The sequence below is a fragment of the Rhodococcus maanshanensis NBRC 100610 genome (assembly GCF_001894865.1).
GTDB classification, from domain to species: domain Bacteria; phylum Actinomycetota; class Actinomycetes; order Mycobacteriales; family Mycobacteriaceae; genus Rhodococcus_G; species Rhodococcus_G maanshanensis.
In genome coordinates this window covers 49,825-68,656 of sequence record NZ_BCXA01000039.1, presented here as the reverse complement: position 1 = coordinate 68,656, position 18,832 = coordinate 49,825, and the positions used below count along the sequence as shown (strand labels likewise).

Sequence of the window (18,832 nt, the reverse complement as noted above, 5' to 3'; positions counted from 1 at the left end):
GGGCGGCCCGGCCACGCAGGTCGTACCGCGACCCGGCACTGCCCTCCGGGATCCGGGAACGGGGGCCCACCCACTGGACGAGCCCATCTCCCATGACCACGGCGGCGTCGTGGATCAGGCCGAGCGGGCCGTCACCGGCCTCGGGATCATTGGTGACCAGGGTGCCGATGTTGTCGATGACCGTCCAACGGCCGTCCTGCCCGGGTGCGTCGTACACGGTTACGCCTCCTGCATCGGGATGCGAACGCCGCGCTCGGCCGCGACCTGTGTCGCGTGCTCGTACCCGGCGTCGGCGTGCCGGATGACGCCCATGCCCGGGTCGTTGGTGAGCACCCGCTCCAGCTTCTGCGCTGCCATCTCGCTGCCGTCCGCGATGCACACCTGACCGGCGTGGATGGAGCGGCCCATCCCGACACCGCCGCCGTGGTGGATGGACACCCAGGACGCGCCGGAGGCGGTGTTGACGAGGGCGTTCAGCAGCGGCCAGTCGGCGACCGCGTCGGAACCGTCGGCCATGGCCTCGGTCTCCCGGTACGGCGAGGCGACCGATCCGGAGTCGAGGTGGTCACGGCCGATGGCGAGGGGGGCGGACAGTTCCCCTGAGGCGACCATCTCGTTGAACTTCAGTCCGGCCTTGTGGCGGTCGCCGTACCCGAGCCAGCAGATGCGGGCAGGCAGGCCCTCGAAGTGAACCTTCTCGCCCGCCATGGTGATCCAGCGCTTGAGGTGTTCGTTCTCGGGGAAGAGCTCGAGGATCGCCTTGTCGGTCGCCTCGATGTCCTTGGGGTCGCCGGAGAGGGCGGCCCAGCGGAACGGGCCGAGGCCCTCCTCGAAGAGCGGGCGGATGTAGGCGGGCACGAACCCGGGGAACTCGAATGCCCGGTCGTAGCCGCCCTTCCTGGCCTCGTCGCGGATCGAGTTGCCGTAGTCGAAGACCTCGGCGCCCGCGTCCATGAACCCGACCATCGCCTCGACGTGCGCGGCCATCGACTTCTGGGCCTCGAGGGTGAAGTGCTCGGGGTCCTTCTCGGCCATCGCGTGCCAGTCCTCGACCGCGATCCCGATCGGCAGGTAGGACAGCGGGTCGTGCGCGGAGGTCTGGTCGGTGACGATGTCGATCGGGGCGCCCATCGCCAGCAGCTGCGGGAAGATCTCCGCGGCGTTGCCGACCACACCGATGGACAGCGGCTCGCGGGCATCGCGCTTCTCGACGGCCAGCGCCAGGGCGGCCTCGAGGCTCTCGGCCTTGGTGTCGAGGTAGCCGTGCGCGATCCGGCGGTCGATGCGGGTGACGTCGACGTCGACGCAGATCGCGACACCGTCGTTCATGGTGACCGCGAGCGGCTGGGCCCCGCCCATGCCGCCCACACCCCCGGTCAGGGTGATGGTCCCGGCGAGGGTGCCGCCGAACCGCTTGCGCGCCACCGCGCCGAAGGTCTCGTAGGTGCCCTGCAGGATGCCCTGGCTGCCGATGTAGATCCAGGAGCCGGCCGTCATCTGGCCGTACATCATCAGGCCTTCGGCCTCGAGCTTGCGGAAGTGCTCCCAGTTCGCCCAGTCGCCGACCAGGTTGGAGTTGGCGAGCAGGACCCGCGGCGCCCATTCGTTGGTGCGGAAGACTCCGACGGGCTTGCCGGACTGCACGAGCATCGTCTCGTCGGACTTCAGCGTCTGCAGCGTGCGGACGATGGCGTCGTAGGCCTCCCAGCTGCGCGTTGCGCGGCCGGTCCCGCCGTAGACCACCAGGTCGTCGGGGCGCTCGGCAACCTCGGGGTCGAGGTTGTTCATCAGCATGCGCAGGGCGCCCTCCTGCTGCCAGCCGAGGCAGGTCAGCTCGGGGCCGCGCGGTGCCCGGACGGGCCGGGGTCCAGTGGGGGAGTGGTTGGTCATCTCGAGTCTCCTGACGAGGTTGTGTGACCCCCATGACACCTGCTCGGTGCGACGCGGAACAGTGCCTCCGTCCAGAATTCTCGGATACGAGACACGATGCCGTTGGCGAGTCCGATCCGGCGGCGGGCGGCGGGCCGATAGACTGGGCGGAAACGAGATGCCCACGAACGGGCGGGATGTGGACGGTGACGAGCGTGGCGATCGACGAGTCCGACGTGGCGTCGCTGTATCGGGCCCGCGGGCACGAGTCCGCGCCCGCCTATCAGCGGGTCAAGAATCTCATCGCGGAGCAGATCGTGTCGGGCCGTTGGCCGGAGGGTGATCAGCTGCCGTCGGAGAATCAGCTCGTCAACAGCCTCGGGTTGTCTCGGATGACCGTCAACCGGGCGTTGCGCGAACTGAGCGCGGACGGGCTGGTCGTACGGCTCATGGGTGTCGGCACGTTCGTCGCCGAAAGAAAGGTCAGCTCGGCGCTTTTCGAGGTGCGCAACATCGCCGATGAGGTCACGCACAGGGGGCACCGGCATCGCAGCGAGGTGGACTTCCTCCGCGCCGAGCCCGCCGAAGCGATCATCGCGCATCAGTTGGGCGTGCCGGAGGGGAGCCCGGTGTTCCATTCGCGGGTGGTGCATTTCGAGGACGACCTGGCGATCCAGGTCGAGGACCGGCACGTCAGTCCGGAGATCGCGCCCGAGTATCTCGACCAGGACTTCACCGCTCAGACGCCCAACAACTACCTGATGTCGGTCGCGCCGCTCGGCCGGGGTGAGCACGTGGTCGAGTCGGTGCTCGCGACCGCGGACGAGTGCCTGCTCCTGGGGATCGGCGAGGCCGAGCCGTGTCTGCTGATCCACCGGCGCACCTGGTCCGAGGGCCGGCTGGTGAGCACCGCGCGACTGGTGCACCCCGGCTCCCGCTACCGGCTCGAGGGCACGTTCGAGACGCAGTGACCCCCGGCCGGTAGCGGGAGCGCCGATCGGTCGGCCCGACCGCGATCGGCTCAGACGCTACCGACCAGACTCCGGATCTGGCGCACGGCAACGGACATGGCCGCAACGTCGACGGCGGAGTTCTCGAAGATCGCGTCGAGGGTCGATCGTGCCCGCAGGATGCGAGTGGAGTTCCGCTCCTCCCATCGGCCGATCATCTCGGCCGCGGATTCTCCTGCGCTCGAAGGGTTTCCGAGCAGGTCCAGGCACAGTGCACGCAGGGAGCCGTAGAGCTCGTCCCGCATCGCAAGGCGGGCAAGGGAGTTCCATCGGTTGTCGTAGGCCAGCCTCGACACCGACTGCAACAGGTGCACGGCGCCGAGATGTTGGCTCAGTGCGTAGTACAGCTCCGCGACCTCCGGCACCTCGCGGCCGCTGACGTCGGCCACCTCGATGATGTCGAGCAGGCCGAACTGGTCGAGCAGCAGGTGAACGCGGGCCGCGAGATCGTGCGGGACACCGGCGTCGACCGACGCGGCGACCCGTGCGTGCAGGTCGGCAAGCTCCTGTCCGCGAAGCCACTCCGGGACCAGGTGTGCGTGCCGGGCGAGCCGTGGCGCGAATCGGTCGACTTCGGCGCCGATGTCGAGGGGCTGCGGTCGGTTGGCCAGCAGCCAGCGCGAGGCCCGGTCCAGCACCCGCTGGGTGTCGACCACCAGGGCGTCGGTGACGTCGGTCGGCAGCCCGCTCTCGGCGATGTCCGCCCACAGCCGGTTCAGGTCGAAGATGCGGGCCGCGACGACATGGGCGCGCACGGCGTCGGATCCGATCGCCGCCGAGTCCTCGGCCAGGCGGAACGCGAAAGTGAGTCCGCCGTGGTCGATCACGTCGTTCGTCAGCATCGTCGCGACGATCTCGCGGCGCAGCCGGTGCGAGTCGAGATGGTCGCCGAATCGTCGCCGCAGGGCGTCGGGGAAGTACGCGCGCAGGCGATCGTGCAACGCCGGGTCGTCCGGGAGGTCGCCCGCCAGCAGCTCGTCCTTGACGGCGAGCTTGACGTGCGCCATGAGGGTGGCCAGTTCCGGAGAGGTCAGCCCATGGCCGTCCTGCGCGCGCCGGGAGAGCTCGCGCTTGTCGGGCAGCGCCTCGAGCGCGCGCACCAGGCCGCGGTCGTTCTCGAGTTCGGCGATCATCCGGGCGTGCACGCCGAGCATCGCGGGGGCCGTGGACCGGCTCACTCCGAGGATTCGGTTCTGGGAGCGGTTGTCCGCCAGGACGAGTCGGCTCACCTCGTCGGTCATCGAGCGCATCAGTGCGTCCCGCTCACCGGCGGCGAGGTGGCCGGAGGCGACCATGCCCGCGAGCAGGATCTTGATGTTGACCTCGCGGTCGGAGCAGTCGACGCCCGCCGAGTTGTCCAACGCGTCGGTGTTGATGCGGCCGCCTGCGCGGGCGAACTCGATGCGGCCGACCGGCGTCAGCCCCAGGTTCCCGCCCTCCGCGACGACGCGGGCCCGCAGGTCGCACGCGTCGACGCGGACCCCGTCGTTGGCCTTGTCTCCCACCTCGGCGTGGGATTCGGTCGATGCCTTGACGTAGGTGCCGACGCCGCCGTTCCACACCAGGTCCACCGGGGCGCGCAGGATCGCGCCGATCAGCTCGGCGGGTGCGAGCGCGGTGACGTCGTCGGCGAGACCGAGCGAGCCCCGCGTCTCGGGGCTGATCGGGACCGACTTCACCGAGCGCGCCCACACCCCGCCGCCGGGACTGATCAGCCCGGGGGCGTAGTCCGCCCAGGACGAGCGGGTCAGGCCGAACAGTCGACCGCGTTCGGCGAACGACGTCGCCGCGTCCGGCGTGGGGTCGAGGAAGATGTGACGGTGGTCGAAGGCGGCGACCAGTCGGATGTGCTCGCTGAGCAGCATGCCGTTGCCGAACACGTCGCCGCTCATGTCGCCGATGCCGACGACCGTGAAGTCCTCGCTCTGGGTGTCGCGGCCCATCTCACGGAAGTGACGCTGGACGCTCTCCCATGCGCCGCGCGCGGTGATGCCCATCGCCTTGTGGTCATATCCGACCGAACCCCCGGAGGCGAACGCGTCGCCGAGCCAGAAGCCGTACTCGGCGGCGACCTCGTTGGCGATGTCGGAGAAGGTGGCGGTGCCCTTGTCCGCGGCGACGACGAGGTAGGTGTCGTCCGCGTCGTGGCGGACCACGTCGCGGGCGGGAACGACCGAGCCGGTGGCCGAGTCGATGTTGTCGGTGACATCGAGCAGGCCGGCGATGAACTGCCGGTAGCACGCGATGCCCTCGGCCAGGTGCGCCTCGCGATCGGTCGCGTCGGCGCCCGTCGGCGCGGGCGGCTGTTTCACGACGAACCCGCCCTTGGCGCCCACCGGCACGATGACCGCGTTCTTCACCGCCTGCGCCTTCACCAGTCCGAGTACCTCGGTGCGGAAGTCCTCCTTGCGGTCCGACCATCGGAGGCCGCCGCGGGCCACGCTGCCGAACCGCAGGTGGACGCCTTCGACGCGCGGCGAGCAGACGTAGATCTCGAATTGTGGTCGGGGGTGGGGGAGTTCGTCGATCCCCTGCGGATCGAACTTGAACGAGAGCAACGGTGAGGCGCCGCCGCGGGTGAAATAGTTGGTGCGCAGGGTGTTTCGGATGAGGGTCGTGAAGGCCTGCAGGATGCGGTCCTCATCGAGGCTGACCACGCTGCCGAGCGCGTCGTCCAGGCGGCCGGTCAACTCGTTCTGGCGGGCCTCGTCGTGTGCCGCCGGATCGAAGCGGGCCCCGAACAGCTCGACCAGCAGCCGCGCCGACTCGGGGTGCGCGGAGAGGACCTCCGCGATCCGCACCTGGCTGTACGGAAACCCGGCCTGGCGTAGGTATTTTGCGTACGCCCGCAGCATCGACGCCTGCCGCCAGGTCAGCCCCGCGCGCAGGACCAGGTGGTTGAAAGTGTCGACCTCGGCGTCGCCACGCCAGGCGGCGGCGAAGGCTTCGGTGAACCGGGCTGCCATGCCGGTGTCGGACGGAGCGGGGGCGACGTCGAGGGCCAGGCCGAAGTCGTAGATCCAGCACTCACTGCCGGCCGAGTCGGCCATCGGATAGGGGCGCTCGTCGAGCACCTCGACGCCGAGGGACTGGATCACGGGGAGGATGCGACTGAGCGAGACGGCTTCTCCGTCGATGTAGAGCGTGAGGCGCAGCTGGCCCCGTGCCGCGCCCGTCGGCGGGTGCAGGGCAACCTCGAACGAGTCGGTCCGCAGCGCCTCGACCCGGGTGACGTCCGCGGCGGCGCGTGCGGGGTCGAAGTCGTGTTTGTACGCCTCCGGCAGGGATGCGATGTAGGACTTCGCCAATACCGGATCCGTCATCCGGTCGCGGAAGTCGTCGTCCCAGGCCTGCGTCATCGTCGGCTTCTCCTCGTGCGGCAGCAGTTGTATATACAGGACTATACAACTCTGTGAACTGCCTCACAAGGATCGAAATTCTGGCGATTGCCCACTCAGCGAGGGGTGGGGGCGTGGCCCGAGATGTGGGAGGTCAGGCGCTCGGCGCCGCCCAGCAGGATCTGTCCCACGGCCTCCGGCTCGGGATAGGCCAACTGTTTGCGCCAGGTGGTGCTCAGTGCCGCGACCGGCCGGCCGTTGTGGTCGAAGACCGCGGTGCCAACCGACCGCAGGCCCGTCGTCACCAGGTCCACCTCCTCGGCCCAGCCGCGCGAGTGGGCCTCCGCGAGGGTGCGGCGCAGTTCGGTCAGCGTCCGTGGGCCGAGCCCGGTGCGCGTGATGAAGTCGCCGCGCCGGGAGTACAACGCCTTGACCTGGGCGTCGGGCAGGGCGGCAAGGATGGCGCGGCCGTTGGCGGTCAGGTGCGCAGGCAGCCGGACGCCGATGTCGGTGATCAGCGAGACCTCGGCCGCCGGGCCGGAGGTGGGGCGTTCCTTGAGCAGGTAGACGGTTTCGTTGCCGTGCAGGATCCCCAGGTGCACGGCCTGCCCGAGCTGCATGGCCAGCCGGTGCAGGATCGGTTGTGCGAGGCGCTCGAGCGGCTCGTGGCGCAGGTACGCCGAGCCGATCTCGAACGACGTCACCCCGAGCCCGTACGCCTGCTCGCCGGGCATATAGACCACGAAGCCGCGCTCCACCAGCACCGACAGGATGTGGTACACCGACGAACGCGGCAGATCGAGGTCGCGGGCGAGGGCGGACGCCTGAACCGGACCGGGGCGCTGCGCGAGCCGCACCAGGATGTCGAGGGCGCGACCGACCGCCGGCGATGCGCTGGAACCCGCTGGCCTGACCACCCTGCCGATTCTGCCAGCAGCCCGGGGTGCTGAGCGCGCCTCGCGCCGCTGCTAACCGTCGGCGCGGCGGCGAGTGTGCCTGGTGTCGACGTTGCCGGTCAGGGTCTCGGGGGCCGTGCTGGTGATCGGCCCGGTCGGGTGGGTCTGCTGAGAGGGGAATCTCGGCGCCGGAGAAACATTTCGAGCGCGGCTCCGACATTGTCGCGCACGAAGTCCTCCTGCTCCGCTGCGATCACGGAGCGCATCGTCTCGACTTCACGCTCGGCGCCTGGTAGGTCGAACACAGTGCAGCCAGCTGCATTGCGGACATCCCAATCGTCATCCGTCCTGGCCAGGCGGATCAGCGCCCCGCGGCATCTCTCGGCAAGAGAATCGTCATCGATTCGAAGGATCGTGAAGACCCTCACCGCTTCGATCCGCACCAGGTCGTCTTCTGACACGTCGGCCGCAACCGCGAGCAGAAACGGGGCGAGCAGCGGTCCGTCGCCATCCTGGGGAACCAGCGACCGCAGTGCGGAGAAACGCCCGTCCGCGCTCCACTGGGCGAAGTTGGCGATCACTTCACGTGCAGCTGCTGATTCGGCGCCCATGCGACCTCACGCTACGGGGCCTGGTGCTCCGGCAAGGCAACCGAGGCTTGACAACATACAACTGATTGGTTGTATGTTTGTGGTGTGAACGGAGACGACGAGGACCGGGCGGACGCCCTGTTCCATGCGCTTGCCGACCGGACCCGGCGCGACATCCTGCGCCGGGTGCTGGCAGGGGAGCACTCGGTTTCCGCGCTCGCGGCGAACTACGAGATGAGCTTCGCCGCGGTTCAGAAGCACGTCGCCGTGCTGGAGAAGGCCGGCCTGCTCACCAAGCGACGCAGCGGGCGCGAGCAGTTGGCCAGTGGCGACGTGGTGGCGGTGCGGTCGGTGGCCTCCATGCTCACCGAACTGGAGCAGGTGTGGCGCGGCCGCATCGCCCGCATAGACGAACTCATCGCATTCGACTCGACCAAGGAGGACTGAACCATGCCTGTGACCGACGTCCGACAGGACCTCGACAACCTGACCCTGACCATCACCGCCGATTTCGCCGCGCCGGTGGAGCGGATCTGGCAGGTCTACGCCGACCCGCGCCAGCTGGAGAAGGTGTGGGGCCCGCCGACCTACCCGGCAACCGTGGTCGATCACGACCTCACACCCGGCGGTCACACGACGTACTTCATGACCGGCCCGGAAGGAGACAAGCACGCCGGATACTGGCAGATCACGGCGGTCGACGAGCCGACGAGTTTCGCTTTCGTCGACGGCTTCGCCGACTCGGACTTCACCCCGAACCCCGCAATGCCGGTCTCGGAGAACGTCTTCACCTTCGCCGAGCACGACGGCGGCACGCATGCGACCTACGTGAGCACCTACGAGTCCGCCGAGGCGCTGCAGCAGGTGCTGGACATGGGTGTGATCGAGGGCGCCTCGTCGGCGATCAACCAGATCGACGATCTGGTCGCCGCCTGACGAGTGCGTTGATCGGGCCTCGGCGGTCCGCCGGGTGCGCCTGTCTCGCTAGCTCCGCGGGGCCCGGTCGCGGTTTTGCCGTGCGATCAGTTCGCCAACGCTGATCATTGGTGCGTGCTCCGAATGCCTGTCGCGGTGGGTCCGGGAATCGGTCTCGCTACTGACGGTCTTCGGCGGGGGCGCGGTTGTCGACCCGACATCCGTCGCGGCCGTGGGTCCATAGGCGGCGGCGAGATCCGGGATTTCGGACGGCATCCGCTCGTCCTCGAGGATCGGCTCGCCCAGGCCCAGCTTCTCCTGGATGCGCTTCATCCAGGCCGGTGCCCACCAGCAGTCGTCGCCGAGCAGCTTCATGGTCGCGGGCACCAGGAACATGCGGATCAGGGTGGCGTCGATGACGAGCGCGGCGATCATGCCGTAGGCGATGTACTTCATCATCACCAGTTCGGAGAACGCGAACGCGCCGGTGACGACGATGAGGATCAGTGCGGCCGCGGAGATGATGCGGCCGGTGTGCGCGGTGCCGACCCGGACCGCCTCGGTGGTGCTCGCGCCCTGGGCGCGGGCCTCGACCATGCGGGAGAGCAGGAACACCTCGTAGTCGGTGGACAGGCCGTAGATGATCGCCATGATCAGCACCAGGACCGGAGCCATGATCGGTCCCGGTGAGAAATTCATGAAACTGGCGCCGTTGCCGTCGATGAAGATCCAGGTCAGGATGCCGAGGGTGGCCCCGAGCCCGAGCGCGGTCATCAGCACGGCCTTGATCGGCAGCACCAGCGACCCGAACGCGAGGAACATCAGCAGGGTGGTCAGCAGCACCACCATGGCGACCATCAGCGGGAGGTTGTCCAGCAGTGCCGCGATCGAGTCCTGCTCGATCGCCGGGGTGCCGCCGACCAGCATGGTCACCCCGTCAGGCACCTCCATCGAGCGCAGGTGGTCGATGGTGGCCTCGGAGTCGTTGCGGTCGACCAGGCCGGCCTTGAAGACCGTCACCCCGTCCTTGGTCTGGTTGTTGATCGTGAACTTCTCGACCAGGCCGGGGGCCGCGTTGGCCTGCTTGACGATCTGGGTGATCTGCGCGTTCTGGGCGCCGTCGATCACCAGCTTGACCGGCTCGGCGCGGTAGCCGGGGAACAACTCGTCGAACTGTTCCTGCGCGACGCGGGTGGGGTTGTCCGGCGGGAGGTAGGTCTCGTTGATCCCACCCAGCTTGATGTTCGAGATCGGGATGGTGAGCAGCAGCAGGCCGATGACGATGGGGATGGTCACCTTGAGCGGGTGCTTCATCACCCACTGGGTCAGCCGGCCCCAGATGCTGTTCTCGATCTCGTCGGCGGTCTTGGTCTTGCGCATCGACTTGAGTCCGAGCGCATCGATACGGCGGCCCAGGACCCCCAGGATCGCCGGCAGCAGAGTGACCGAGATCAGCGCGGCCAGGATGACGGCCGCGATGGCGCCGTATGCCATGGATTTGAGGAAGCCCTGCGGGAAGATCAGCAGGCCGCCGAGGCTGGTGACGATCATCGTCGCGGAGAAGACCACGGTGCGGCCCGCGGTCATCACGGTTCGGCGCACGGCGTCGCCGGTGCTGTAGCCCTCGGCGATCTCCTCGCGGAACCGGCTGACCATGAACAGGCCGTAGTCGATGGCCAGGCCCAGGCCGATCAGCGAGACCACCGACAACACGAACCCGTTGACCTCGGTGACTTGGGCCAGTGCCTTGACGACGCCGTTGGCGGCGATGATGGTCAGCCCGCCGACGATCAGCGGCAGCGCCGCGGCGACGACGCCGCCGAAGATGAAGAACAGCAGGACACCGACGGCCGGGATGGCCAGGATCTCCATCCGGTGTAGGTCGTTGGCCATGGTGTCGCTGATCGTGCCGGTGATCGGCTGCAGCCCGGTGAGCTGGACGTCGACGCCGTCGAGGTAGAACCGGTCGCGGACCTTCTTGAAGTTCGCGGCGACCTCGGTGTCGTTGTCGCCCTTGATGGCGACGCTGGCGATGGCGTGTTTCTTGGCGGGTTCGGTCATCAGGGCGATTGGTGTGGACCAGTAGCTGCCGTTGACCTTGAGGATCTCGTCCGGGTTGTTCGTCGCCAGGTCGTCGAGGCTCTTGGTGATCTTGGCCCCGAAGGCCGGGTCGTCGACGGTCTTGCCCTCGGGTGCCGTGTAGAGGAGCACCACGTCCGCTCGGGTGTCGCGACCGAAGGTGCCGTCGGCCAACTCTGCGGCGGCCAAGGATTCTGATCCCGGGTCGACCAAACCGCTCTGGCTCATGTGCTTTTCGACTCCGAGGCCATACGCCCCGAGAGCGAGCATCAGTCCGACAGCCAATCCGATCACCGTGAACCGCAGGCGATAGGCCATCCGTCCCCACGTGGCGAACACCGTCTCCGCTCCCCCCTGGTGGTGCAGGCACCAAGCCCACCAAATGCCAAGCCCGATAGGCCCTGCGCATGACGAGGCAACTGTCCCCACCCGCCCTCGGCATGCTCAGTACTGCGAAGCTCACGGTACGCAAGGTCGCTGGTTATGGGGGCGGACAAGTGCTGATCGAGCGAGGTCGGCGAACTCACCTGTCGGCGGAAGTCATAGGGCGAAGGGTGAATTCCCTGGTGGTCGGGTGTCCACATGCGAGTCTCGCGTCCTCTAAGAAGGTTATGAGAATCTCGGGGCAGAGGCCCAGATCATCCGGCTGCGCTTGTCCCCACGGATATCACGACGTTGCCGCGCTTGTGCCCGGTGTCGACATACCGGTGTGCTTCGACAATCTGGTCAAGGGGATAACGGCGGTCGATGACGATCCGCAGTTGATTCGCCTCGATCAGCTTCGTGATCTCCGCCAGCGCGTCGTGCTTGCGGACGGACATCCCCGTGACGACCTTCCTGCCGCCCCGGAGCGACGTCCAGAGTGAGAGCACGATGTTGTTCAGCCCGGATGTGGTCACATAGCAGCCGTTCTCGGTGAGCGAGCCCTTGCACCGAGCGAACGAGCTCCTGCCCACAGTGTCGAAGACGATGTCGTACGCCCCGACGGCGTCGGTGAAGTCCTCCCCGGAGTAGTCGATCACCTCGTCGGCGCCAAGGGATCGCACCATCTCCAGGTTGTGCGGACCGCACACGCCGGTGACCTCTGCGCCCATGGACTTGGCCAGCTGCACCGCGTACGTGCCGATGCTGCCGGAGGCGCCGTTGACGAGGACCCTCTGCCCAGGGCGCACCTTCGCCTTGTCCCGGAGGAAGAACAGTGCGGTGGTGGCACCGTCGACGGCGGCAGCGGCCTGCTCGTAGGTCGTGTTCACCGGCTTGGGCGCGAGCGAGGCGGTTTCGGGCAGGCACTTGTACTCGGCGTAGGCGCCGATGTCGAAGCCGGTGAACCCGAACACCCGGTCACCCGGCCGGAACCGCTGCACGTCCCTGCCGACCGCCTCGATCTCTCCGGCGAGCTCCGTGCCCAGAGTCCGCAGTTTCCTTCGCGGCCTTCGCAACCCGAGAATGACCCGGCCCCAGAGCGGCTCGCCCCGGCGCATCTTGCACTCGGCCGTCGTCACCGTCGTCGCGTGGACCCTCACCAGGACTTCCCTGTCCCCGGGCGTCGGCTTTCGGACCTGCTCGAGCCTGAGCACTTCGGGCCCGCCGAACCGGGTGTGGACGATCGCCTTCATCGCGGCCTCCCTTTACGACGATCCCGGTGTCCACGGTAAGCCCACGCCGCCGAAACTCGAACTGCCGTGCGCCGTATCTCAGATCAGGCGCGAGGCGCGTTCGGCCATCATCACGCAGCCCAGGTAGGTGTTGCCCGCAGGAAGCACCGGCATGGCGGACGCATCCACGACCCGCAGGCCCGCCACCCCTCGCACGCGGCACTGGGCATCCAGGACGGCGTTCGGTTCGCCGTCCGGGCCCATCGCGCACGTGCCGCCCAGGTGTGCGTAGCTGATCACGCCGCCATCGACCAGGCCGGCTGCGGCGCCCTCGGCGGCCAGGTCGGCCGCCGGTTGGACGCGCGAGGCGCCGAGTTCGGCGAACGGCCCGGTCGACTCCAGCGCGGCGATGCGACCCAGCACCCAGTCGAGGCGCTCGAGGTCGTGCGCGGACAGCGCAGGCATCACCACATCCGGTTCGGCCTCGGGATCGGCGGAGGCGATCCGTACCGTTCCTCGGCCGGTGGCATCGAGCAGGTACGGGACGACCGAGAAGTACGCGCCGGCGGCGGTCGGTTCGCCGATCGGCAGGTTCAGCACGTGGAAATCGATCGTGTCCGACTGCGGGGTGCGGCCCACCCACACCGGCTGGACCGGGCCGCCGCGCAGCGGATCCCCGCCCGGGTGGTGGTAGACGAGGGGAAAGCCGAGGTGGTCCTGCAGGTTTGCCCCGACCCCGGGGAGGTCCGCGACGACGGGGATGTCAAGGCCGTCGAGCAGATCCCTCGGGCCGATGCCCGACCGCTGCAGCAGTGCGGGTGAACCGGTGGCGCCGCAACTGACGATGATCTCGCCCGCGGACAGTTCCCGGCCGCCGGCGGTGATGACACGTGTCGCCCGCCCGCCCTCGACGACGACCCTGTCCACCGTGACACCGGTCTCGACGGTCAGGTTCGGTCGCGACCGGACTTCCGCGGTCAGATAGGCCCGGCTCACGGTCAGCCGCTCGCCGCCGTCCTCGGACACCGTGAGCGGGAAGATCCCGACCCCGGGGAGCTGCCGAGGGTCGTTGACGTCGTCGACCCAGGGCACGTCGATCTCCCGCAGTCCGGCGAGGAACGCGCGGTGGGATTCGGTCTGTTGGTCGGGCGTGGACCGGCGGACGACGAGCGGGCCCTCGGTGCCGTGCAGCTCCGATGCGCCGCAGTCCAGGTCGTTCTCCATGGCCCGGAACGTCGCGAGGATGTCCGGCCAGCTCCACCCGTCGAGCCCCCGTGCGGCCCACCCGTCGTAGTCGGTCGGCTGGCCGCGCATCGTGGCGAGGTAGTTGACGGCGGAGGTACCGCCCAGGACGCGCCCGCGCATCATCTGGACCGTGCCGTCTCCCGCGCCCCGCATCGAGAACGCCTGTGCGAACGGGGTTCCGGCCCACACGTCCCCCGCGGAGGCGGGCCGCAGGACGGTGTCGTCGTATGCCGCATCGTCGGGCCCCTGCTCGAGCAGCAGCACGCGCCGCCCAGGGTCCTCAGACAGCCGTGCGGCCAGTACCGCACCGCTGGTACCGCCGCCCACGACGATCACATCCGCGTCCATCGTCACCCCTGTCCCGACCGCTCGCTCGGAGCTCCACATTGCTCGACCCGGTCACACTACGAGCAGGCCTGTGTCGGGGTCGCCGAACCCGCGGATCCGCCACGCTGCGCCGACACGGTTCGCGCCGGGCGTGACGCCCGAGTTGTGGCCTGCGGCAGCCGACGTCATGGGTGACGGGGCGCAGGTGGTGCGTAGGTGAGGGGTGGTTATCGCCACCCCTCGGGGGACTATCCGCAGGCCGGGCACTCGACGGACGCTGGATCTCGGAAAAACCGACCACTCGTTGTGAGAGGCACCTCGATCGAAAGGAACCCGTCGCCATGCCCCGCATCCTCGGAACCACCGTCCCCGACGTGCACGAACACGGGCCGCCGGGCGCTGCCCTGCCCGCCGTCGAATCCGTCCGGCAGGCGGTCCGTCACCACTGGGCCATCGTCCGGATAGGCATGTATCTGCTGCTCGCGTCCCTGCCGCTGCTTGCGATCTCCGCGCAGGTGTTCGGCCTCGTGCCGATGAGTGCCACCGGGGCGCTGGTGATCATTCCGCTCGCCGCCACGCTCGTCGTGCTGTGCGTGTTCGCGCCGCATCCGATCGACCGCATCGTCCTCCATGGCCTCGGCTGGGGAATGTTCGCGTGTCTTGTCTACGACGTCTTCCGCCTCGACACCGTGTACATGCTCGGCCTCTGGGGCGACTTCATCCCGAAGATGGGTACGTGGCTGCACTCGGGAACCGACACCCGGACCGGCGCGATCGTCGGTTACCTGTGGCGCTACCTCGGCGACGGCGGCGGAATCGGAATCGCCTTCTTCCTCATCGCCCTCGCCGTCGGGCTCCAACATCGGTCACGCCGCACCGTCCTCCTCGCGTTCGTCGCCTTTGCGGTGTTCCCGGTGTGGTCGGGGCTCATGGGAACGGTTGCCCTGTCGCCGAACGGTCAGCACGACATGTTTCCGCTCACGCCGACGACGATCACGCTGTCGCTGATCGGGCACCTGATCTTCGGGCTCGTGCTCGGCCTCGGCTTCCTGCGCGCGCGGGGCCGCCTCGGCCAGCACTGGCCGTGGCCGCCGCTGTTCCCGGTGCGGTCGCAGGCTGGTGCGGAGCAGCCGCGAATCGAGGCGCTGTCGCCCGCGTGTGGTGAATGCGGCGCGACTGCTGATCAGACCGTGCGGTAGCGCCCCTCCTCCGGTGGCGGCAAGGCGTGCCCGCGCACGCCTTGCCGCTCACCTGTGTCCGGCCCTTCACGAGGGCGCTGAGCGCGGACCGACAGAAATCGACCATGGATCGTCGTGGTTGGCCGACACTGATGGCGTACCGGCCCGCGCCCGGACCCCTGGCCCGCCGGCAGGTGGAGTCGATGAGAGGGTGGTTCCGTGAGCTTTGAGCGACTTCGGATGTCCGAACTGGGGTCGGATTCGGTCTCGGTGCTGCGGATCATCTCGTACTTCGACGAGCTGGGTGAGTCGGCGGCGAATGCAGACACGGTGGTCCGGTCTGCGGCGTTGCTCGCCGAGTGTCCCGTCGGAGCCAGGTGGGAGTCGGGAACCGTCATCAGGTACGGCGCACTGGGGGATCCGCTCGATGACGATCGCCCCGAGACGCCGGCTCGGCAGGATCTCGAGGTGTGGCTCGAACGCGCGGGCGGGGAGCATCCGCTGGACTCGGTCCTGATGGACCGATTGCGGCACACGCTGCGGGTGGCCGCGGTGCGGCCGGGCGCGGCGGCCGGGCCGCGGATGGGGGATCCGGCACTGCTCGAGGTGGTGCTCTCCGGGAAGGAGCGGCGGGAGGACCGCATTCGCGCGGTGGGGCTGCTGGGATTGGACCCCGCTCAGTACGTTCGCGTGCTCGCGGTGTCCGCGACCGCCAACAGTGCTGCGGCGGAACTGATCTCACGGTCGTGTCCCGGACGGATCGTGAGGTCGGTCGCGGTCGGGAACCTGACCGCGATGCTGGTACAGGAGGATCTCGACAGCAGGCGGCTCGCGGACGGCCTGCACGAGGCGATCGTCGCCGCGTACCCGTCCGTGCCTGGGACAGGCCGCGACCGCGGTCCGTGGGTGGGGATCGGTGAGCGCACGAGCATCTACGCGGCACCGGCGTCGTGGGACCAGGCGCGGCGTGCGTTGCGCTTCGCCTCCTCGACCGTGTTCGGTCGGCGGGCGGTGGCATTCGGGTTGCTCGGCTCGCTCGAACTCCTGGCCGAGATCCCGCTCGAGCGCCTGCTCAACGACCGGGACGTGGCGCGGCTCAACGCCTTTGCGGCCTCCGAGGCCGGTTCGCAGGACGTGACGACGCTGGAGGCGTTCTGCGTGTTCGGCTCGCTCCGGCGGACCGCGACGGAACTGCACGTCCACCACAGCACGGTTGCCTCCAGACTGGCGCACATCGAGAAGGAGATGGGCTGGGACCTCGAGCGCTCGACGGACCGGTTCATGGCGACCCTGGCGCTGATGCTCCGCAGAATGTCGTTGTCCTCGGCGGAACTGGCGGCGTCCGAGGTGTTTCTGCACCCCTGACGGCCTATCCGACGGGAGTCGGGTCCGGTCTCCCGATCTGCCGACGGGCGTCGGATGACACCCGGGTGTGGCGTGGATCACGATGTGTGACGAAGCGTGATCCACGACCGAGAGGAACATCCGATGGCCGTCATCGATTCGAACCGCACCTGGGAGCTGCTCGAGGAGCGTCTCGCCGTCACCACCAACGAGCGGCACCGCGTGGTCCTGAGCGTCGTTCTCGAGCACATGTATGCCGAGGCGGTGCCGGACCTCGACCGGCTGATGGCGACGCTGTGCCCCACCCCGGACTACCACTTCTGGAACAACGGCCAGGACGTCGGCCCGAAAACCACCGAGGGGGTGCGGGCCTACTACGCCGCCTTCGTCGAATCCCGCAGCAACATCCTCGAGTACGCGCTCGACCGGTTGATCGTCGACGATCACTGCCTGGTCACCGAGGGCTACCTGAAGCAGATCTACCCCGGCTCGTACGCCGCGCAGCTCGGATTCCCGGTCGACGACGAGTCCGCGGACTACCTCATCGTGTTCCGGCAGCTGCTCCTGTGGCCGGTGGACGAGAACGGCAAGATCGAGGGTGAGGACTCGTACGCGTCCGGACCGGTGAGCATCACCAAGCTGTCCTTCGACGAGCTTCCCCAGGAGTACATCGATCTGGTCCACGCGCCCGCGTCCTAGCGCCCGCCGGGTGGCCGAGTGCATGTCCGTGTATGGGGAAGTGAGGGTGCAGTGAGCGGGATCGCAACGAGCAGTCCGGAGCCCAGCTACTCGTCGGGGGTGTGGGACGCCCCGATGCTGGGTGACACCATCGGCGACAACCTGGATCGGACGGTGGCCGCGCACCCGGACCGGGAGGCGCTGGTGGACTGCCCGTCGGGCCGTCGCTGGACCTATCGGGAGTTCGCTGCGGCGGTGGACGGTCTCGCGGCCGGGCTGCTGGCGCGGGGGATCGGCAAGGGCGATCGGGTGGGTATCTGGGCGCCGAACTGTCCGGAGTGGACGATGATCCAGTACGCCACCGCCAAGGTCGGGGCGATCCTGGTGAACATCAACCCGGCCTATCGTTCGCACGAGTTGCAGTACGTGCTCGAGCAGGCCGGGATCCGGATATTGGTGTCGGCGGCGAGCTTCAAGACCTCCGACTACGCCGGGATGATCGAGACGGCGCGGCGGCGATGTCGGGATCTGGAGTCGGTGATCCTGCTCGGTGGCGAGGACTGGGAGCGGTTGGTCGACGATGGTGCGGACGCGTTGGCGGCGGATCCGGCCGCGCTCGCCACCGTTCAGGCGGCGCTGTCGGCCGACGATCCGATCAACATCCAGTACACCTCGGGGACAACGGGATTCCCGAAGGGGGCGACGCTCAGTCACCACAACATCCTCAACAACGGGTACTTCGTCGGGGAGTTGTGTCACTACACGGAGGCGGACCGGGTGTGTATTCCGGTGCCGTTCTATCACTGCTTCGGGATGGTGATGGGCAACCTGGCGTGCACCACCCACGGCGCGACGATGGTGATCCCGGGTCCGGCGTTCGATCCGAAGGCCACCCTTGAGGCCGTGCAGGCGGAGCGGTGCACGTCGTTGTACGGGGTGCCGACGATGTTCATCGCCGAGCTGGCGGATCCGGATTTCGACAGTTTCGATCTGTCGAGTCTGCGGACGGGGATCATGGCCGGTTCGCCGTGCCCGGTGGAGGTGATGAAGCAGGTCATCGAGCGGATGGGGATGGCGGAGGTGTCGATCTGTTACGGGATGACCGAGACGTCGCCGGTGTCGTTGCAGACCCGCTCGGACGACAGCATCGAGCAGCGGGTGTCCACGGTGGGGCGGGTGGGGCCGCATCTGGAGGTGAAGATCGTCGATCCGGCGACGGGGCTGACGTTGCCGCGCGGGGAGGCGGGTGAGCTGTGCACGCGTGGGTATTCGGTGATGCTCGGCTATTGGGAGAACACCCCGGAGAAGCCTGCCGGAGCGGAGCCCGCGGAGCGACCGTACAAACTGGGGCCGATCGATGCGGCGCGGTGGATGCACACCGGTGACATCGGGGTGATGGACACCGACGGGTATGTGGCGATCACGGGCCGGATCAAGGACATGGTGATCCGGGGCGGCGAGAACATCTACCCGCGGGAGATCGAGGAGTTCCTCTACACCCATCCCGACATTCTCGATGCCCAGGTGATCGGTGTCCCCGACGAGAAGTATGGGGAGGAGCTGATGGTGTGGATCCGGTTGCGGGAGGGGGCTCTCGAACTCGATGCCGAGTCGTTGCGCGCGTTCTGTACTGGGAAGTTGGCGCACTACAAGATCCCGAAGTACGTCCACGTGGTGGACGAGTTCCCGATGACGGTGACCGGCAAGATCCGCAAGATCGAGATGCGTGAGCAGTCCCTCGACCTGATCGGCCGGGGCTGACGCCGGC

At 68.3% G+C, this 18,832-nt stretch carries 13 protein-coding genes and 2 pseudogenes; 7 read left to right on the top strand and 8 right to left on the bottom strand.

Features of this window, described 5'->3' with window-relative positions:
- Positions 1-217: pseudogene (locus RM1_RS19010) on the bottom strand (imidazolonepropionase); the annotation flags it as partial.
- A 2-nt stretch (positions 218-219) separates the two neighbouring features.
- Positions 220-1,890, bottom strand: a complete 1,671-nt coding sequence (hutU, locus tag RM1_RS19005) for a urocanate hydratase (RefSeq protein WP_072753284.1) — start codon at positions 1,888-1,890, stop codon at positions 220-222.
- Between the two features lie 176 nt (positions 1,891-2,066).
- Between hutU and hutC the strand changes: the two genes are divergently transcribed.
- The gene (hutC, locus tag RM1_RS19000; RefSeq protein ID WP_072753283.1) at positions 2,067-2,840 is read left to right on the top strand and encodes a histidine utilization transcriptional repressor HutC; all 774 of its coding nucleotides are present in this window, start codon (positions 2,067-2,069) and stop codon (positions 2,838-2,840) included.
- Positions 2,841-2,890: 50 nt separating this feature from the next.
- On the opposite strand, the pseudogene RM1_RS18995 reads toward hutC, so the two are convergent.
- From RM1_RS18995 to RM1_RS18985, 3 genes and pseudogenes are all read right to left on the bottom strand, one after another.
- Positions 2,891-6,232: pseudogene (locus tag RM1_RS18995) on the bottom strand (NAD-glutamate dehydrogenase); the annotation flags it as partial.
- Positions 6,233-6,333: 101 nt separating this feature from the next.
- The gene (locus tag RM1_RS18990) at positions 6,334-7,134 is read right to left on the bottom strand and encodes an IclR family transcriptional regulator (RefSeq protein WP_072753281.1); all 801 of its coding nucleotides are present in this window, start codon (positions 7,132-7,134) and stop codon (positions 6,334-6,336) included.
- A 98-nt stretch (positions 7,135-7,232) separates the two neighbouring features.
- The gene (locus tag RM1_RS18985; RefSeq protein WP_143069522.1) at positions 7,233-7,724 is read right to left on the bottom strand and encodes a hypothetical protein; all 492 of its coding nucleotides are present in this window, start codon (positions 7,722-7,724) and stop codon (positions 7,233-7,235) included.
- 84 nt (positions 7,725-7,808) lie between these two features.
- Here RM1_RS18985 and RM1_RS18980 point away from each other — a divergent pair, with 84 nt between their 5' ends.
- Together RM1_RS18980 and RM1_RS18975 are read left to right on the top strand one after the other, a co-directional pair.
- Entirely contained in the window at positions 7,809-8,150 is a 342-nt protein-coding gene (locus tag RM1_RS18980; RefSeq protein ID WP_072753279.1) for an ArsR/SmtB family transcription factor, read from the top strand.
- A 3-nt stretch (positions 8,151-8,153) separates the two neighbouring features.
- The gene (locus tag RM1_RS18975) at positions 8,154-8,639 is read left to right on the top strand and encodes an SRPBCC family protein (RefSeq protein WP_072753278.1); all 486 of its coding nucleotides are present in this window, start codon (positions 8,154-8,156) and stop codon (positions 8,637-8,639) included.
- Between the two features lie 48 nt (positions 8,640-8,687).
- Here RM1_RS18975 and RM1_RS18970 read toward each other — a convergent pair whose 3' ends face one another.
- The 3 genes from RM1_RS18970 to RM1_RS18960 form a co-directional block, all read right to left on the bottom strand.
- Positions 8,688-11,036, bottom strand: coding sequence for an MMPL family transporter (locus tag RM1_RS18970; protein ID WP_245816472.1), 2,349 nt, complete (start codon positions 11,034-11,036; stop codon positions 8,688-8,690).
- Between the two features lie 299 nt (positions 11,037-11,335).
- The gene (locus RM1_RS18965) at positions 11,336-12,313 is read right to left on the bottom strand and encodes an NAD(P)-dependent alcohol dehydrogenase (protein ID WP_072753277.1); all 978 of its coding nucleotides are present in this window, start codon (positions 12,311-12,313) and stop codon (positions 11,336-11,338) included.
- Between the two features lie 78 nt (positions 12,314-12,391).
- Entirely contained in the window at positions 12,392-13,885 is a 1,494-nt protein-coding gene (locus RM1_RS18960; protein ID WP_169922349.1) for a GMC family oxidoreductase, read from the bottom strand.
- A 320-nt stretch (positions 13,886-14,205) separates the two neighbouring features.
- On the opposite strand from RM1_RS18960, the gene RM1_RS18955 reads away from it, so the two are divergent.
- The 4 genes from RM1_RS18955 (at position 14,206) to RM1_RS18940 (ending at position 18,825) form a co-directional block, all read left to right on the top strand.
- Complete coding sequence (locus tag RM1_RS18955; protein ID WP_072753275.1) at positions 14,206-15,063, top strand: hypothetical protein; 858 nt, start codon at positions 14,206-14,208, stop codon at positions 15,061-15,063.
- A gap of 219 nt (positions 15,064-15,282) precedes the next feature.
- A complete protein-coding gene (locus tag RM1_RS18950) occupies positions 15,283-16,407 on the top strand; it encodes a PucR family transcriptional regulator (protein ID WP_174562973.1) in 1,125 nt (374 codons plus the stop codon).
- A gap of 123 nt (positions 16,408-16,530) precedes the next feature.
- Complete coding sequence (locus tag RM1_RS18945; RefSeq protein ID WP_072753290.1) at positions 16,531-17,085, top strand: hypothetical protein; 555 nt, start codon at positions 16,531-16,533, stop codon at positions 17,083-17,085.
- 114 nt (positions 17,086-17,199) lie between these two features.
- On the top strand, positions 17,200-18,825 hold the full coding sequence (locus tag RM1_RS18940) for an AMP-binding protein (RefSeq protein ID WP_143187335.1): 1,626 nt from the start codon (positions 17,200-17,202) through the stop codon (positions 18,823-18,825).
- The last annotated feature ends 7 nt before the right edge of the window (positions 18,826-18,832 follow it).

What these genes read in the sequence shown, in the direction of transcription:
- RM1_RS18950 (WP_174562973.1), top strand. Translation starts at nt 15,283, where the DNA reads ATGTCCGAACTGGGGTCGGATTCGGTCTCGGTGCTGCGGATCATCTCG.
- RM1_RS18985 (WP_143069522.1), bottom strand. Translation starts at nt 7,724, where the DNA reads ATGGGCGCCGAATCAGCAGCTGCACGTGAAGTGATCGCCAACTTCGCC.
- RM1_RS18940 (WP_143187335.1), top strand. Translation starts at nt 17,200, where the DNA reads ATGCTGGGTGACACCATCGGCGACAACCTGGATCGGACGGTGGCCGCG.
- RM1_RS18960 (WP_169922349.1), bottom strand. Translation starts at nt 13,885, where the DNA reads ATGGACGCGGATGTGATCGTCGTGGGCGGCGGTACCAGCGGTGCGGTA.
- RM1_RS18945 (WP_072753290.1), top strand. Translation starts at nt 16,531, where the DNA reads ATGGCCGTCATCGATTCGAACCGCACCTGGGAGCTGCTCGAGGAGCGT.
- RM1_RS18965 (WP_072753277.1), bottom strand. Translation starts at nt 12,313, where the DNA reads ATGAAGGCGATCGTCCACACCCGGTTCGGCGGGCCCGAAGTGCTCAGG.
- RM1_RS18955 (WP_072753275.1), top strand. Translation starts at nt 14,206, where the DNA reads ATGCCCCGCATCCTCGGAACCACCGTCCCCGACGTGCACGAACACGGG.
- hutC (WP_072753283.1), top strand. Translation starts at nt 2,067, where the DNA reads ATGTGGACGGTGACGAGCGTGGCGATCGACGAGTCCGACGTGGCGTCG.
- RM1_RS18975 (WP_072753278.1), top strand. Translation starts at nt 8,154, where the DNA reads ATGCCTGTGACCGACGTCCGACAGGACCTCGACAACCTGACCCTGACC.
- hutU (WP_072753284.1), bottom strand. Translation starts at nt 1,890, where the DNA reads ATGACCAACCACTCCCCCACTGGACCCCGGCCCGTCCGGGCACCGCGC.